Genomic DNA, 16080 nt, shown 5'->3' with positions numbered 1-16080 from the left:
TGAACACGACGAACCATGAATGGCACGGGAGAACGGGAGTCGTGTTTAATGGTCTGCTTGCGAGTCTTTCTCCCGTTCCCCGTGAATTCTACCGTTCGCCGACTGAAGGATGGTCCGTCGGGGACATAGCATTACGAGTAGCAGCAACAGTCAATGCTTGCATTCCCCACGCATCGATTCGTCGGCGAGAGTGCTCTGTCCCCCTGGCATTTTGGACGCCTGTTTGCCGTCGTTGGTGTGGAGGATTTATCCGACCGAATCGGCGGGCGTATTGAATCTCCGTGCCTTGGTGCCTCCGTGAAATCGATTGCTCGGTGGTCTCTCACAGAGGCACCAAGGCACAGAGGTTGAAGACTTGAATGAAAGAGTGCCGCTCGCAGTTCAAATCGAATACCAATCGCGATTGGTCGATGGCATTTATCTGGCCAAGAAAATGCGGGATGATGCGGTGAACGGAAATCACGGGCGCGGTTGATTGCTGAACTCAAGATGATCAGCCGCAACTCCGTTATCGCGATCGTTCGCGACTCGTACTCAGGCGCCAGTCGGTACTCGTACTCCTACTCGATTCAGTCGCAAACCAACATCGCTGGTCAACGCTGCAAGAGGACGCGTGGCCCCCAAAATCCAGGCCACCTCACCTGTCGATCGAGTAGGAGTACGAGTACCGCGATGCTGAGTACGAGCACGATCAAGTCAGTGTGCGGTAGCCCAACATTGGCATGGCTCAATGGCTGCTGTTAACTAATGCTGCCCTAAAAGTTGGTGCTGCCGCGGTGAACGGTTCCGCTGGGTGAGAGAAACAGGAGGACAGGCCGGTGAGTGACCACCCACCCTGACAGCAACGCCATCGATTCCTGCTAAACTAGGCGGAGATTGATTTCCCCACCACCAGCTTGCAGTTGCCTTGATGATACGCGCCCCATTTGCTTCTGTCGTACCGATTCTGTTTTTGTTGGCAGCCGCTTTCACAGCGACACCGGCCGCGGCCGACACCCGCCCCAACGTGATCTTCATCTTGCTGGACGACATGGGCTGGGGCGACTTTGGTGTGCTGTACCAAAATGAATCTCAGCATGCCAAGCGGCATCAGACGCCGATGCTGGACCAGATGGCTGCCCAAGGCATGCAGTTGAGAGCTCATTATTGCCCGGCCCCGGTTTGTGCCCCCAGCCGATCCTCGTTGCTGACCGGCGTCCATCAAGGCCACGCGGAAGTGCGTGACAATCAATTTGACAAAGCGCTGGCGGACAACCACACCTTGGCGTCGGTGATGAAATCCGCCGGCTACACGACGTGGCTAGTCGGCAAGTATGGCTTGCAAGGCGGCGCTGAAAAGTCGGACGACGACAAGACTCCCGCAGCTTGGCCGGCTTATCCGACCAAGCGGGGCTTTGACGAATTCTATGGCTACGTGCGTCACCGCGACGGTCACGTGCATTACCCGGCCGAAACTTGGAACCTGGGCGACAGCCCCTCGCATCGCACCCCCAAACAAGTCTGGCACAATGACCAGGAAGTCAGCAAAGACCTGGCCAAGTGCTACACAACGGACCTGTTCACCGCCCGCAGCAAGGATTGGATTGTCAACCATGTTCAAGGCGGTTCGAAAGACCCGTTCTTTCTGTACCTCGCCTACGACACGCCGCATGCCGCACTGCAAGTGCCCTCGGTGCCATATCCCGCAGGACGGGGACTGAACGGCGGATTGCAGTGGACGGGCAAACCCGGACAGATGATCAACACCGCCGCGGGCACCGTCGACGGCTATCGGCACCCGGATTACACCGGCAAAGGCTGGACGGACGTGGAGGAACGATTTGCGACGATGGTTCGCCGCATCGATGATTCGATCGGTGACTTGTTACAAACCTTGCGCGAACTGTCGATCGACCAAGACACGCTGGTCGTTGTCAGTTGTGACAACGGTCCCCACCATGAATCCTATCTACGTGATTTAAACGACAAACGAATCAACTACACGCCCGAGTCGTTTCAATCCTACGGACCATTCGATGGGACCAAACGCGATGTGTGGGAAGGCGGGATACGCGTCGGCACCTTGGCCTGGTGGCCCGGCAAGATTGCCGCCGGTTCGATCGACGACACCCCGTCACAATTCCAGGACTGGATGCCAACCTTTGCCCGCGCCGGCGGCATCGCGCCTCCCGCGAGAACCGACGGTGTGTCGCTGTTGCCGACGTTGACCGGCCAAGGCCAACAGCGTCCCGGCCAGGTCTACATCGAATACTTCAATGGTGGCAAAACACCGGCCTATGACGATTTCCAAAACAGCAAACGCAATCGACCGCGAAAACAAATGCAAGTCGTTTTTGTTGACGGCTACAAAGGTGTTCGTGTGGACGTCAAAGATCACCAGCAACCGTTTGCGATCTATGATCTGAAAAATGATCCCAAAGAGCTGAAGAATTTGGCGGGGCAGGGCGGTCAGTTTGCGACGCTACAGCAAAAGATGCACGACCGCGTGCTGCAACTTCGCCGCGCCAATGCGTCCGCACCACGACCCTACGACAAGGCAGCGGTGCCCTCGATTGACGCTCCGGCGCAGTCCGACTGGGCGTATGAAACCTACGACGGTGATTTCAAATTTGTTCCCGACGTGAACGATTTGTCGGCACAGGATTCCGGCCGCTGTGATTCGTTTGACGCAGTCACAGCCACCGGCGCGGTGCGATTTCGCGGCACCTTCACCGCCCCAACGACAGGCGTGTATCGGGTGACCCTATCGACAGCGTCACCGGCATTTGCACGAATTCATGACGCCGAACTGATCGACGCCGATTTCGGTTTTGATGCAAGTCGTGGGTACAGCACTGAAATCCGACTGCAGAAGGGTGTTCATCCACTGACGATCACCACGCTCGCCGCTGGTCAGGTCGATCTCAAACTGGACTGGCAGAAACAAGTGAAAGGCGATGGCAGTGGGTCAGCAAATCGCCAGTAGACATTCGCGGGAAAGAGACGATGAAATTTTTGGGGATGATGATTCTCGCGGTGTTTTCCACCACCACTGTTTCGACGTTCGCGCAAGATGTCGTCACGGACCCAACGGCGTCATTGACGGCGACGCAGTTGGCGGCCTTGAATTCGTTACCCACCCATCGTGGCGCACCGAATCCTCGTCTTGAGACGGTACGATCCGAATCTCAATGCGTGACAGCCACGATGAAAGCGACGATGACGACGCCGTCCATGGCGGTCGACACCTGGGTCGTGGTTGTCCCCAAAGTGCCAAGCTTTGATGCCCAAGAGGTTCTCGAGCAGACGACAAGCATGGAAACGATGGAGATTGTCGATCAGTCACCGATGCGGCGTCCACTTTTGCGTTCCAAGGTGCAGGTGAATTCACCGATCCAACCGTCGACGTCATCCTTTGAGACCACCATCAAAGTGCAACTCTTTTCGCGAACGCTGCGTCCGCGCAGTCGACGCAGTGCACCGGTGGAAGATCTTGCACCGACACAACGAACCCAGTACCTGCTGCCCGATCGCTTCTTCGATTATGACTCCGCAAACTTTCAACAGTGGAAGCAGCAACATGGATTTCAACGCGAACGACGTGAAAGCGAAGTCGAGTTTGCCCAGCGTGTTTTTCGCGCGATCGCGACTGATTATCGGTACATGTTCGAATACGGCCAGGACCGAACGGCTTCTCATCTTTGCAAATTGAATGAAACGGATTGTGGCGGGTTGTCGATATTATTCACGACGGTGATGCGTAGCGAAGCGATTCCCGCGCGCACCCTGGTAGGGCGTTTCGCCGAATCCGCCGGCCCTTCGCCCACGTCCGCTGGCGATCGAAACGAAAGGTACCACGTCATCGCAGAATTTTTTGCCAGTGGTATTGGCTGGATTCCCGTCGACGGTGCCTCGGCAGTGCTCCACGACGCTCAGCAACGGGCGACTCTATCGATCGAATCATTACTACGGGTGTGTCGTCGTTGGTTCGTGGCGCCGTCAATCACGGGGACCCAGGCTACGAATTCAATAACCAGCCTTCGCTAATCACCTACGGTGTCTGCTCTGACATGCCGCATCCCGCTTTGATGCGCAGGCACCGTGGTCGAATACAACCGACCTTCCGCCCGACAAATCGAGGTGGGCGCCCCCAATCCAATCCCTTCATCAAAGGATTCGGATCATCACATCCTTGCGTGAATCGGCGCCTGGATTCTTTCTCGCAATCCAATCCGGACACACCTAAGGACGCAGCCTTGTTCGAAATTGACGGCTGAAATGCCCGTAGTCTTGGCTGTCGATGTCACCGTCACCGTCTTGATCCAGATGAGGATCAAAATTCAAGTCGCCGGTGCGTGCCAAGAAAGATAACCCGAATTGGCGGATGTCGTTTCCGTCAACGTCACGGTCTCCATCGGTGTCACCGAACCAGCGGAATAGTCCCGTCTGCTCGGAATCGGCGGCACCAAACAAATGATCGGTGGCCATTTGAATATTCAGCAGGGAACGTATCGAGGCGGCGTTGATCGTCAGACGATAGTTACCGTCGGCCAACGAGTCGCCTAGATCGCCGACTCCCATTCGGTCAATCGTTGAGTCGCCGGAGAAACGAAGGTTGGCGACGGTGCGTCCGCCGACGTCGGTGGCCGAGACATGAATGTTCTCAACCATCAATCCGGTCGTCAGATTTTCCAACAGGAACGCCGATTGCAACGGAGCGAGTTCAAGTTGCTGGTCGAATTCAACCTCGAGCGAAGTCACCTGCGAACGGCTTGGCAGGCCGTGATTGACGCTGATGCTTTGAACAGTGGGAGGAAAACCATAGTCGCCGGTGGCGTTCCAAGCCAACGCATAGCTCTCGCTGTCGCCGGAGTTTGCCACGGATTTGCGGAGAACGTGGATCTCGTATTCGCCGGCTGGCAGATTGACCGCGTGCAAATGTTCGACGGTATCAACCGTGCTTTCGGATCGCAGGTAGGGAAGTCCATCTCGGTACAACACCAGATCCAAGTTGTCTTGGGCGTCTAGCGGATCCACATAAAAGCTGTCGACGGCATCAATCCGGTCGTTCGCATTGACATCGTTCCAAAAGGTGTGCCGGTCCCAGGTCAACGTGACATCGATCTCCCCGCCGGCGTCTTTCTCGCCAAGTTGGTAAACCGCTCGACCGTCGTCTTGGTCACCACCTTGTGCATCGACAGTCCCCTGGACCTCCGCAAAATCATAGCCGACCGACCCAACGATTCCGGCAGATTGTTGACCGGCAGAATACATGCGGTGGATCCGAGGAATATTCAGTAGCCCCGTCCCCTGTTGGTCGTCCAGCGGTCGGCTGGTCGTGTTGCTCCAGGCCGCACCGTTGTCATCAAGTGTCTTGACGGCGGAGTTCATCACCACTGCTTTGATCACACGGTGGTCCAGGTTTTCGCCATTGCGTTTGCCATAGTCCAGCATCTGAGCGATGGCTCCGGTGACAAACGGGGCGGCAAAACTGGTGCCGTTCAATCCGCTGTAAGCCAGTCGCCCGTCGCGCCAAAAACTGTTGGTTGAAACCGAGTCGACCGCGGTATTGCCAAGTAGGTCGGGTTTTCCGCGACCGTCCAAGGTCGGCCCGTGATCCTGTTGGTTCCAAGCCCGGTCGTAGGTCGCATTGAGTCCACCAACCGTGATCACATTGCGCGATGAACCTGGCGCGGTTGGGCGGGTATAGTCCGGCAGTTGGTTGACCGCTGGGACCGCTACGATGTTCCGTCCATACGAAAGATAGTCGACCATCAAACCCGTTTTCGATGTTTCACCGGTTTGTGAATCCGTCGCCGATCCGAACCACCACGACCAACTCATGTTGATCACCTCGGCACCGTGCTCAACCAGAAAGCCCGCAGCGTCGGCGACATCCAAGACAGCCAGACCCGGCACGTTTGCTCGGTTGATGAACTCCGCGGTGACATAGCGGGCATCGGGCGCCAGACCGGTGTAATCACCGGCATTGTTTCCGCGAGCCAACACGATCCCCATCACAGCGGTGGCGTGCCCGGAATTGAGCGGGCTGCCGTCGACACCGTCAGTGTTCTGATCGGCAGCGATCAATCGCGGACGTCCCAGCGAGTCGTTGCCGGTCAGCCAGGGATGCTGAAAATCCAGCGCATCGTCCATGCTGCCGACAATCACGTCGGTGCCATCGCCCAACAAAGCTTGCCCTTGCTCAGCACCGACCAACGCCCATTCCGGAGTCACGTCACCGACGACTGTGAACTGCCGGGTCATAAAATTGTCCGCTTCGTTGGACTCTGCCACCGCATTATTGGGATCGAGTTGCACCGTCACCTGATAGGTTCCACCGTGGTGCATGACCCAACCGCCCCAAACGTGATACCAGGTACTGCGTCCCGACAATCCGGATCCCCAGTTGATGTTGGGGGCAAGATGCTGAGGGTTCTCGTTGACGACACGGCCAACACTGTAGAAGTCGTTGGTCGGATTGTCGTAAGTGAATTCCACGCGTACAAAAAATCGTTGACCGGGTTCCGGATCAAACAGATTGTTGTTGCCGTCGACGATGTGGATGGCGGTGGGAAAGAGATTGGCTGTCTCTGCTTCGGCTGGTCCCGGGTCAGCCTGCACCGCATCGATAGGGATGGTCGACGCATTCAGATCTGGACCTGAGGTGTAGTAGCGGCCGCCGACCGTCAGTTGCAAATCGTTGTCGCTGGACCACGCGGCGTCCATTTCGGCGGCCAGCATGCGCCGTGTTTCCAACGACTGCACTGTCAACATTCGTCGCGAACGAGTCGTTCGGAAACCGGTTCGCCGCTGATAGAAGCAGTCTCTAAGGTTGCGCATCGTAGAGAGACCTGGGCAATGTGGACGAAGGTGAGATGAACCGCTCAGTCTACAACGAGCCCGAATGTGTGACGGCGATGCGCAATCTCGCGAAATTTATTTGCCAGGATTTCAATTCGACACGGAACGAGTCCCACTTAGGATCGCCGGAACAAGCAGTGACGTCGCTTTTGAAGATGCGTAATCGCGTGGGGCATTGGTTTTTGGTAACCCGACGCGTCAGCGAGGGATCCCGTTAACACCCTAAATCCCTCGCTGAAGCCATCGGGTTGCGATAAAAACGCACCTTCAGATGTCGTCGCTGGTCCCGCCAGGGGTTCATCGGTCTGAATCCTGGCGGATCCAGCTCCAATCGCTAGCGTTGGTAGATCGGCAGATAGCCGTAGTCCAATTGCAGCATGATCAGATTGCATGCGGTTACATAGACCGGATGGATCTGGCCCTCCCAGTAGCCATCGGGTCGTTGCTGGCTGGCGATGCGGTCGTACAAGCGTTCGCGGAACGGACGCCACAGTTCGTCGCCTTGGCGATAGACGACTTGGCTGTAATACAGATACGTGTAGTGCCAATGCCCGAACGCGCGGGCACCGTCACTGATCCCGTGCAGTTCCTTTTTGGTGTAGGCCAACATTTCAGGCACATGCTGGCTGTCGTAATCCCCAGCGTTGTACAGTGCCGCCAGAGCTGCGGCGGTGATCGCCGGCCGACTGGTACCACGTTGGCGGCTGCTATAGCTGATGCCACCGTCTTTGTTCTTGCACTCATAAATGTATTTCTTGGCGCGATCGATCACGTCACCACTGACCGGGATTCCGGCGTTGCGACAACCACGCAACCCTTGGACCTGCGTGATCGTGGTCGATCCCTCATCAAAATCATTGCCTTCAGCCGCCGAGACATAGCCCCAACCGCCCGCTGCCGTTTGAGCGTTGCCGCTGAATTCGACCGCTCGGGAAAGCACATCGACCAATTCACGTCGGCGATCCAGCAAGCCCTCTTCGCCCAGGACCTGCGACAGGAACAGCATGGCAAAACCGTGCCCGTAGGTGTATCGCTGGTCGGTTTTGGGGTCTCCGATCAATCCGTTGTCACGGCTTTTGCTGATCAGGTAATCCGCCGTCCGCGCGATCTCTTTGGCATACGGACCCTGGGTGGTCGTGGATCCGTTTCCGATCATCGCGGTGCCGGCCAGCGCCGCCATCGCCGTCGGATAGACTTGCGTGTTCCAGTGGCCGCGCGATGACTGGGTGCGGCTGAGCCATGTCAGCGCTTTTTGCGTGGATGTTTCCCAAGTCTGATTGCGGACCGCTGCCGAGGCGACCGATCGGTGCCCCAGCGTTGTCGCCCAGGCGCCACCGGCGGAAAGCAACGCGGCGCGGCGGAACCAATCACGTCGGCTGGTCGGTGAATTCATGGTCATCTCAATCAAAGACCTGGCGCGGACGAAATGGCAGATGCAAATGGCGGGGTGTTTGGCGGCCACGTGTTTGGCACCGCGTGTTTGGGCGTTGCTCGCTAGTCGTTTGCGCTCGCGGCCCTCCAAGGGCTCTATTGTACCGTGCTGGTCACCGGCGGCGAAACTTCGATTCGGGCCACCTGGGCGTGCAAACCTGATTTACGCTGACATTGGGGGCAAAAAAACGTACTTCGCTGGTTTTGCACGATTCGTCGAATCAATCCCGATCGACAACGTCGACAATTTGAATCTGCACGGTCATAGACGCGGTGGTAGTTCTGGTAGCTGCCTTGGTGGTTGAGCGCATTGCGATAGGTCCCATCGGACAGCGTGCTGCCCTCGTGCTCGATCGCCTCGCCCAAGACCGCTGTGATCGCCGCGTGGATCCGAGACCACTGGGGTTTGCTCAGCCGATCGCAACGCGTTCGCGGATCAACACCGGCCAAAAATAAAATCTCGGCGGCATACAGATTGCCAATTCCGGCGACAACGGTTTGGTCCAACAGCGCGGGTTTAATCTGGCGGCGACTGCTGCCGAATCCCGTCCGCAGCTGGTCGGTCGTGATCCGCATCGCATCGGGTCCCAATCGATCACGAACCGTCGCCTGCAACTGATCGGCAGACAACAATCGCACCGTGCCCAATCCACGACGGTCCCAAAACAAGAGCTGGCCGCAGGGCCCAGCGGTCAAATTCAGACGCAAACGCAGATGCTCCGGCCCCGGCGGATCACTTAGCAAGACCAGACCGGTCATCCGTGGCTCGATCACGATCGTCTGGTCGTCGCCGAGCACAATCAAGACCCGTTTGCCCAACCGATCAACCGCCGTGATCCGACGGCCTCTCACCCGCGCATCGAACGATTCAATCGAGGGTTCCAACAGTATCGGCTTGCGCTCGCAGGGTGGCACCTGTGCCGACTGGATCTGTTGCCCCACGATCGGCGACACCCCACGGCGCATGGTTTCGACTTCGGGCAGTTCTGGCATACTCAATCATCAGAAAGGAGAAGGGGACTTCGAGACAATGCTGCGGAACGGCCGTGCCAACGATGCCGACGCCGTGGCGCCATAGTGTTCCAGTCCGGCACTAACAATACACATAGCCTTCGCGATCGTAACGGGAATGCAGCCTGATCCCATTATGATCCGCCGCAGCCACGCCCAACCAAGCACCGACGCCGGACAACACCGCGTCCAACGCATCACCGCCGGGATCGTTCATGATTTGCCGCCGCCGGTAAGGCGAAATCTGGACGAACTGCGAAAGTTGTTTCAGGATCACACGGCGCGTCGCTCTGTGGACTGCCAGTGGTGCTTTGCCACCGGATTGTTTGTAGTGTTGATGGGGCAGTCTCCAGCGTTTAAGCGTTGACGACGGACAGGCTTCGACCACCAGCGAACTCACTCGACCGGACGGTAATCGATCATATTGAAACGGCAACACACAAACCGAGGGCTGATCCGACAACGGTCGCAACACGTCACGCATGCCGTGAAAGGTCTGGTAGATGATGCGGTAGTGGTAACAATCAAACGGCGTCTTGGTTTCAGAATCGGTGCTGCGACGAACATGTTTCCTGCCAACCCGTTTCTCGGTCCGCTCGACCAGCCAACGACCAAACTCGGCGGCCTGTCCGGCGAACTTGCCCACACGTGACAACTGTGCCCCCCAATCGCCTAACCGTAATTCGATCGGCAGTCCGAACGGGAAATCACAGCCCCAGAATGTTTGCCTGGCATTGACGATTCGATCGACCAAATACTCGTTTACACGCTGGCGTTCATCGCCAGCGGCCAATTTGCCGAGTGGCTTGAGCGAGACCAGCTGGAACTGCGGCGCGGCGTCACCGATCCGCAGCGGCGCCGTGGATGTCATTTCCGCCGCCCAGGCCGTTTTCCCCGACAACGCCGCGCCACTGAAATCCACGCCGATCACCCTGCGCAATTTCAGCGCATCAATCTGGCGGAATCGTCGGGGAGTCTCCCTCGTCGCGTTGACCAACTGCCATAGTCCAGTGAAGATGATGAAGTTGAACCGGCAGCCCACCTTTTTCGCAAAAGCACAATGAGCACTGCTCCCCAATCCGCATCCGAGAACGCATCGGCACCTGCATCCGCTTCGGTCCCCGACAGCCGAGGCCGTTTTGGCAACTATGGCGGCCGATTTGTCCCCGAAACGTTGACGCGTGCGCTCGATCAATTGGCTGACGAATACGAACGGGCGAAAAAGGATCCCGAATTCCAGCGCGAACTCGATGGATTGCTGAAAACCTTTGTCGGTCGCCCCAGCCCATTTTATCATGCTAAACGACTGACAGAAGCCTGTGGTGGGGCCCAAATCTGGCTCAAACGCGAAGACCTGAACCACACCGGCGCCCACAAAATCAACAACACGCTCGGTCAGGCGCTGCTGACGCTGCGAATGGGCAAGACCCGTGTGATTGCCGAAACCGGTGCCGGCCAGCACGGTGTCGCCAGCGCGACGGCCTGTGCCCATTTTGGTTTGCCGTGCACCGTTTACATGGGTGCCGAAGACATTCGGCGGCAAAAACCCAATGTCTTCAGCATGCGTTTGATGGGCGCCACGATCAGCCCCGTCGAAACCGGTTCGCGGACGTTGCGCGACGCGGTCAACGAAGCGATGCGTGACTGGATGTCGTCGGTCGAAAACACCCACTACATCATCGGCAGTGTGATCGGGCCGCACCCGTTCCCGATGATGGTTCGCGATTTCCAAGCGGTGATCGGTCGCGAAACACGCGATCAATCACTCGGTCTGTTCGGCAAATTGCCAGAGTGCGTGGTGGCCTGCGTCGGCGGCGGCAGCAATGCGGCGGGAATGTTTTACCCGTTCATCGAAGACGACGCAGTGCGATTGGTCGGTGTGGAGGCCGGTGGGCGTGGCAACAATCCCGGTGACCACGCCGCGCCAATGACCTTTGGTGCCCCCGGCGTTTTGCATGGTAGTTACAGCTATGTGATGCAAGACGATGATGGGCAAACCTGTGACGTCCACAGCATGAGCGCCGGACTGGATTATCCCGGCGTCGGCCCCGAACACAGCTATTGGAAAGACTCTCGACGCGTCGACTACATCGAGTGTGGTGACGAAGAAGCGATGCAAGCTTTCGACCGACTGGCGCGAACCGAAGGCATCATCGCAGCACTGGAATCCAGTCACGCGCTGGCCAAAGCAATGAAGATTGCGGCCGAGATGCCGAGCAGCGAAAACCTGGTGGTTTGCTTGTCCGGTCGCGGCGACAAAGACGCCATGGAGATCGCTCGACTACGCGGCGAAGATTACTAACAGCGACGATTCCGACAGACAGCGCACTGGAAGACCACAGCAGGAGCATCGAATTCTATGACGCAGCTAACTTGGCTTTCTCACGCCAGCTGGTTGATCGAAACCGACAGCCAGCGAATCCTTTTGGATCCGTTCTTTGCAGAAAACCCGGCGGCCAAGGTCAGTGCCGATGATTTCGCCGATGCCACCCATGTGCTGGTCTCCCACGGCCACTTTGATCACGTCGCTGACGTTGCCGCGGTGATTGAAAAATCAGGCGCCCAACTGATCACGTCATTTGAAATCGCGCAGTGGTTCGCATCCAAACACGGTGTTGCCGATCCGCTGGGGATGAATATCGGCGGCACGCACCAAATGGGCGAAACCACTGTCAAAATGGTCCCGGCCATTCACTCCAGCAGCCTGCCGGACGGATCCTACGCGGGAACCGCTGCCGGATTCGTGCTGACGATCGCTGGACGCCGTCTCTATTTCGCCTGTGACACGGCTTACTTCAGCGACATGAAGTTTTATGCCGATGGAGTCGATGTGGCGGTGCTGCCGATCGGCGATCTGTTCACGATGGGCATCGACGACAGCATTGCAGCGATCAAGCAAATCACGCCCCAAGTCGTGTTGCCCACACACTACGGAACCTGGCCGCCGATCGAACAAGACGCAGCGGCCTGGGCCGACAAAGTCCGCGCCGAAACGAGTGCCAAACCGATCGTGCTGACGGTCGGTGAATCCTATCCGCTGTAGCGTGCCGGAACGCTCGCTCGCGGTCTCAGCGGGACACTCTAAGTCGCAACGCAATTCCTGCCGTTTGCTTTGGCCCGATACAGCGCTTCGTCGGCGCGGGCGAGCAATGCCAAGGCGTTCGAGGCAGCCTGGGGGAAACTGGCCACCCCGATACTGATCGTCGGATGCAATGCGATTCCCTGCATCTCCAGTTTCGCGTTCTCCAGCGCCAACCGAACCTGTTCGCCAATTGCAGCGGCGGTATCGTTGTCGTGCCCTGGCAGGAACACACTGAATTCATCACCGCCGAATCGACAGGCGTGTCCTCGATCACCCACGACGTGTCCAATCAAGCGACCCGTTTGGCCGATCACATGAGCACCGAACAAGTGGCCGTGGGTGTCATTGATGCGTTTGACGCCGTCCATGTCCATCATCAACATCGCCAGCGGACTGCCGTTTCGAAGGGCGGTCTGCAGCGAAAACTCCAACGCTTCGTCGAACCGTCGTTTGGACGGCAGACCGGTCAGTGGATCGGTTCCCACCAACGTCGCCACCTCGTTGTGAAAACTGGTTTCCAGTTCATCAGCCAGCGAAAACCGAATCACCGTCTGGCCGAGAAAGATCTTTTCGCCATCTTTCAAGATCCACGACTCGGTCACCGGCGTGCCGTTGACGCGAGTGCCATTGGTTGACCGCAAATCATCCAAACAATAATCACCGTTGCCCAGCGGCGTGATCACGGCGTGTTGCGAGGAGACTTTCATGTCGTGTAGCGGCAAGGTGCATGAGGGGCTGCGCCCGATCAGCGTGCGCCCGCTAAGAAATTGATGCACTCCCAGATCGGCGTGACCACGAATCACCGTCAGCAGAGCCGTCTTGGCGGGACGGTCGCAGGAACCGCACTCACTGTCACTGGCGCGAAGCGTTCCGGATTCCAACAATAAAGGAGTCGGACAGCTGGCCGCCTGAGAGTCGTGATCAGTTCTCATGTCGTCTGCAATGCTTGCAAAAAGAGAGTGTCGCTGCCAAATCGAAACGACCGGCAGGTAGGTTTGTATCAGGACCACAGCGATCGAGTCACGACTAATTCTCGCGGTGTTTCTGGTAGCCTCTGGTGGCTGACCCCGCCAGAGTTCAGACCGACTCTTCCGCCGAATCCGAACGCGTGATGAAGTTGCGAGTCTGTGTCAGGCGTTGGTTTTTGGTGACCCGACGCGTGAGCGAGGGATCCCGTTAACACTCGAAATCCCTCGCTGACGCGTCGGGTTGGGATAAGAACGCAACGCTCAAAGGCTAAGCTTCTTTTTCGATCTCGCGAACCAGTACATCCTCGCCGTCGATCTTGACTTCGAAGCAATCGACTTTGACGCGTGGATTGTCTTCCCAGGTGCCGTCAGCGACACAGAATCGCCAGGCATGCCACGGGCAGGTCACCGAATTGCCCTCGACGTGGCCTTCGGCAAGCGACGCCCCCATGTGGGGACAAAGGTCATCGATCGCATACCAACTGCCGTCTTCTTGATGGAACACAGCCACCATCCGATCCGCGACGGGCACGGCTTTTCCGCGGCCTTTCTCGAATTCACTGACTTTTCCGACACATTCAAATTCGCTCACAGCTTTGATCGCCTTATTTCTCTTTCGCGGTTTCCCTTGCGTTAAACGCCCGTTTGCGATCACACTTTAGAGGTTCAGACAACCGACCACCACTCCCGTCTCCCCACTCGGTTCGTGCATGATTAACCAGCAGCGACGCAAGCAACTCGAATCCCGCGTTTGGCCCCATGTCCAGACCCCCGCGCAGTATGTCGGTGGCGAACGCAACATCATCGTCAAAGACCACCGCGACGTCCGCGGCAAATTGGCGATCGGGTTCCCCGACGCCTACACGATTGGAATGAGCCATCACGGCTTGCAGGTCCTGTACTCGCTGATGAATCGGCGCGACGATTGGTGCGCCGAGCGTGTGTTCACGCCTTGGCCGGACATGGAACGTTTGCTGCGCGAGCACGAGATACCGCTGTACACACTGGAAACCTTCACCGCACTGTCAGAATTCGACGTTGTTGGTTTGAGTTTGCAGTATGAAATCAGTTCACCGAACGTGTTGACGATGATCGATTTGGGCGGCATCCCGCTGGAGTCGGTCGATCGCACGCTGAACGATCCACTGTTGGTCGCCGGTGGCCCGTGCTGCCAAAACCCAGAACCGATGGCCGACTATTTCGATGTGATGATCACCGGTGATGGCGAACCCGCGCTGCCAACGATCTGTGATCTGTGGCTAGAAATCAAAACCAGTTACCGTCGCAGCGATGGCACCTGGGCCGACGGCGACCAGGGGCGACGCCAGCGCAGTGATGCGTTGGCCAAGGTCGCGCAGACACTCGAATACGCCTATGTCCCACGGTTCTACCAACCCGAATACAAAGACGATCGCATCAGTGCGCTGCGGCAATTGCGCGATGATGTCCCAAAAACATTCGCGCCCAGTGTGATCAGCGATTTGGATGGGATCCCGTTGCCCACCAAACCGATCGTCCCCTACATCGATTGTGTCCACGATCGAATCGCGTTGGAAATCATGCGCGGCTGCCCGCACTTGTGTCGGTTTTGCCAAAGCACGGTGATCAAACGCCCGTTGAGGATTCGCGAGGTGGATACCATCGTCCAGGCGGCTTGGGAAAGCTACTTGAACACGGGTCATAACGAAATCAGCATCCTGTCGCTCTCCAGTAGCGACTACCCGCATTTTGAACCGTTGGTCAAACGACTGCACGAAGTCTTCAAACCGCTGGGCGTGAACATCAGTGTGCCCAGTTTGCGAGTCAACGATCAACTGAAATCGCTACCACAATTGATCGGGTCCGAGCGTCGCCGATCGATGACGTTGGCCCCCGAGGTCGCACGCGACGACATGCGAGAACAGATCCGCAAAAAGATCAAGAACAGCGACCTGATCGAAGGCTGTCGAGCCGCATTCCAGAACGGTTTCGAGAGCGTCAAACTGTATTTCATGTGCGGTTTGCCCGGCGAACGTGCGGTCGACCTAGACGGCATCGTGGACTTGACCGAAACCATCGCAACGGTCGGCAAAGAAGTGCGCGGACGCTACGCACGGGTGACCGCCAGCGTGTCTAACTTTGTCCCCAAAGCGCACACGCCGTATCAATGGAATGGCATGCAGCGACGCGAGTACTTTCATTGGGCGCACCGCTACATGTGGAGTCGTCGTCAGATCCGCAGCGTGAACATCAAATGCCACGACATCGACACCAGCTTGCTAGAAGGCGTGATCAGTCGTGGTGATCGCCGCACCGGCAAAGCGATCCGATTGGCCTGGGAACGCGGTGCCCGAATGGACGGCTGGACCGAACACCTCGACCCGCAGCGGTGGTGGGATGCCTTGCAAGAAGTCGGCATCGATATCGACCGCCAAGTCCACGAGAAATACGAGATGATGGACAAATTGCCCTGGGACCACGTCAACGTCAAATTCGGACGCGCCTACTTGGAAAAAGAGCAGGGCAGGGCGACCGTCCAATTGGAAGCCATGGCCGGTGCCACCTAAACCTCCAAACCGTTGGAGTTCACGCTTCACTCCAAACCGTTGGAGTTCACGCTTCAGCGTGTTTCAGCACAGACTGAACCCTGGCGAGCTGGCGACTTCCCACAAATTCAGTTTGATCACCCGCTAAATCCCTCGCTGACGCACTTTGAAGTTGCGCTTATGCAATTCACTCTCCCGATTGGAGGTCGTGCAGCTTCGC

Annotated in this window: 11 protein-coding genes; 5 read left to right on the top strand and 6 right to left on the bottom strand. The window is 57.5% G+C overall.

Translation table 11 applies throughout. From position 1 onward, the window contains the following. Positions 1 to 910: 910 nt before the first annotated feature. On the top strand, positions 911 to 2965 hold the full coding sequence (locus NHH03_RS02250; protein WP_253154112.1) for a sulfatase-like hydrolase/transferase: 2055 nt from the start codon (positions 911 to 913) through the stop codon (positions 2963 to 2965). A 20-nt stretch (positions 2966 to 2985) separates the two neighbouring features. Further along, positions 2986 to 4026, top strand: a complete 1041-nt coding sequence (locus NHH03_RS02245) for a transglutaminase-like domain-containing protein (protein WP_253154111.1) — start codon at positions 2986 to 2988, stop codon at positions 4024 to 4026. Between the two features lie 195 nt (positions 4027 to 4221). Here NHH03_RS02245 and NHH03_RS02240 read toward each other — a convergent pair whose 3' ends face one another. The 4 genes from NHH03_RS02240 to NHH03_RS02225 form a co-directional block, all read right to left on the bottom strand. Further along, positions 4222 to 6723: a S8 family peptidase gene (locus NHH03_RS02240; protein WP_253154110.1), complete on the bottom strand. Its 2502-nt coding sequence runs from the start codon at positions 6721 to 6723 to the stop codon at positions 4222 to 4224. A gap of 454 nt (positions 6724 to 7177) precedes the next feature. Beyond that, complete coding sequence (locus NHH03_RS02235; RefSeq protein ID WP_253154109.1) at positions 7178 to 8236, bottom strand: prenyltransferase/squalene oxidase repeat-containing protein; 1059 nt, start codon at positions 8234 to 8236, stop codon at positions 7178 to 7180. Positions 8237 to 8370: 134 nt separating this feature from the next. Then, positions 8371 to 9267, bottom strand: a complete 897-nt coding sequence (gene mutM, locus NHH03_RS02230) for a bifunctional DNA-formamidopyrimidine glycosylase/DNA-(apurinic or apyrimidinic site) lyase (protein ID WP_253154108.1) — start codon at positions 9265 to 9267, stop codon at positions 8371 to 8373. A 100-nt stretch (positions 9268 to 9367) separates the two neighbouring features. Then, on the bottom strand, positions 9368 to 10327 hold the full coding sequence (locus NHH03_RS02225; RefSeq protein WP_253154107.1) for a DUF429 domain-containing protein: 960 nt from the start codon (positions 10325 to 10327) through the stop codon (positions 9368 to 9370). An 18-nt stretch (positions 10328 to 10345) separates the two neighbouring features. Here NHH03_RS02225 and trpB point away from each other — a divergent pair, with 18 nt between their 5' ends. Together trpB and NHH03_RS02215 are read left to right on the top strand one after the other, a co-directional pair. Further along, positions 10346 to 11587 (top strand): tryptophan synthase subunit beta, encoded by a 1242-nt coding sequence (gene trpB / locus NHH03_RS02220; protein ID WP_253154106.1) that lies wholly within the window; start codon positions 10346 to 10348, stop codon positions 11585 to 11587. A gap of 57 nt (positions 11588 to 11644) precedes the next feature. Beyond that, positions 11645 to 12328: a metal-dependent hydrolase gene (locus tag NHH03_RS02215; protein ID WP_253154105.1), complete on the top strand. Its 684-nt coding sequence runs from the start codon at positions 11645 to 11647 to the stop codon at positions 12326 to 12328. 38 nt (positions 12329 to 12366) lie between these two features. On the opposite strand, the gene NHH03_RS02210 is transcribed toward NHH03_RS02215, so the two are convergent. Together NHH03_RS02210 and nirD are read right to left on the bottom strand one after the other, a co-directional pair. Further along, positions 12367 to 13299 carry a GGDEF domain-containing protein gene (locus tag NHH03_RS02210; RefSeq protein ID WP_253154104.1) on the bottom strand — a complete coding sequence of 311 codons (933 nt, stop codon included), beginning with the start codon at positions 13297 to 13299 and terminating at the stop codon, positions 12367 to 12369. Between the two features lie 304 nt (positions 13300 to 13603). Continuing rightward, positions 13604 to 13927, bottom strand: a complete 324-nt coding sequence (gene nirD, locus NHH03_RS02205) for a nitrite reductase small subunit NirD (protein ID WP_253154103.1) — start codon at positions 13925 to 13927, stop codon at positions 13604 to 13606. A 118-nt stretch (positions 13928 to 14045) separates the two neighbouring features. Here nirD and NHH03_RS02200 point away from each other — a divergent pair, with 118 nt between their 5' ends. Then, entirely contained in the window at positions 14046 to 15881 is a 1836-nt protein-coding gene (locus NHH03_RS02200) for a TIGR03960 family B12-binding radical SAM protein (RefSeq protein WP_253154102.1), read from the top strand. Positions 15882 to 16080 lie beyond the last annotated feature (199 nt).

This window comes from Stieleria tagensis (assembly GCF_024129865.1).
Taxonomy (GTDB): Bacteria; Planctomycetota; Planctomycetia; order Pirellulales; family Pirellulaceae; genus Stieleria; species Stieleria tagensis.
The sequence above is the reverse complement of the archived record's forward strand: the minus strand, read 5'-3'. Positions and strand labels throughout refer to the sequence as shown.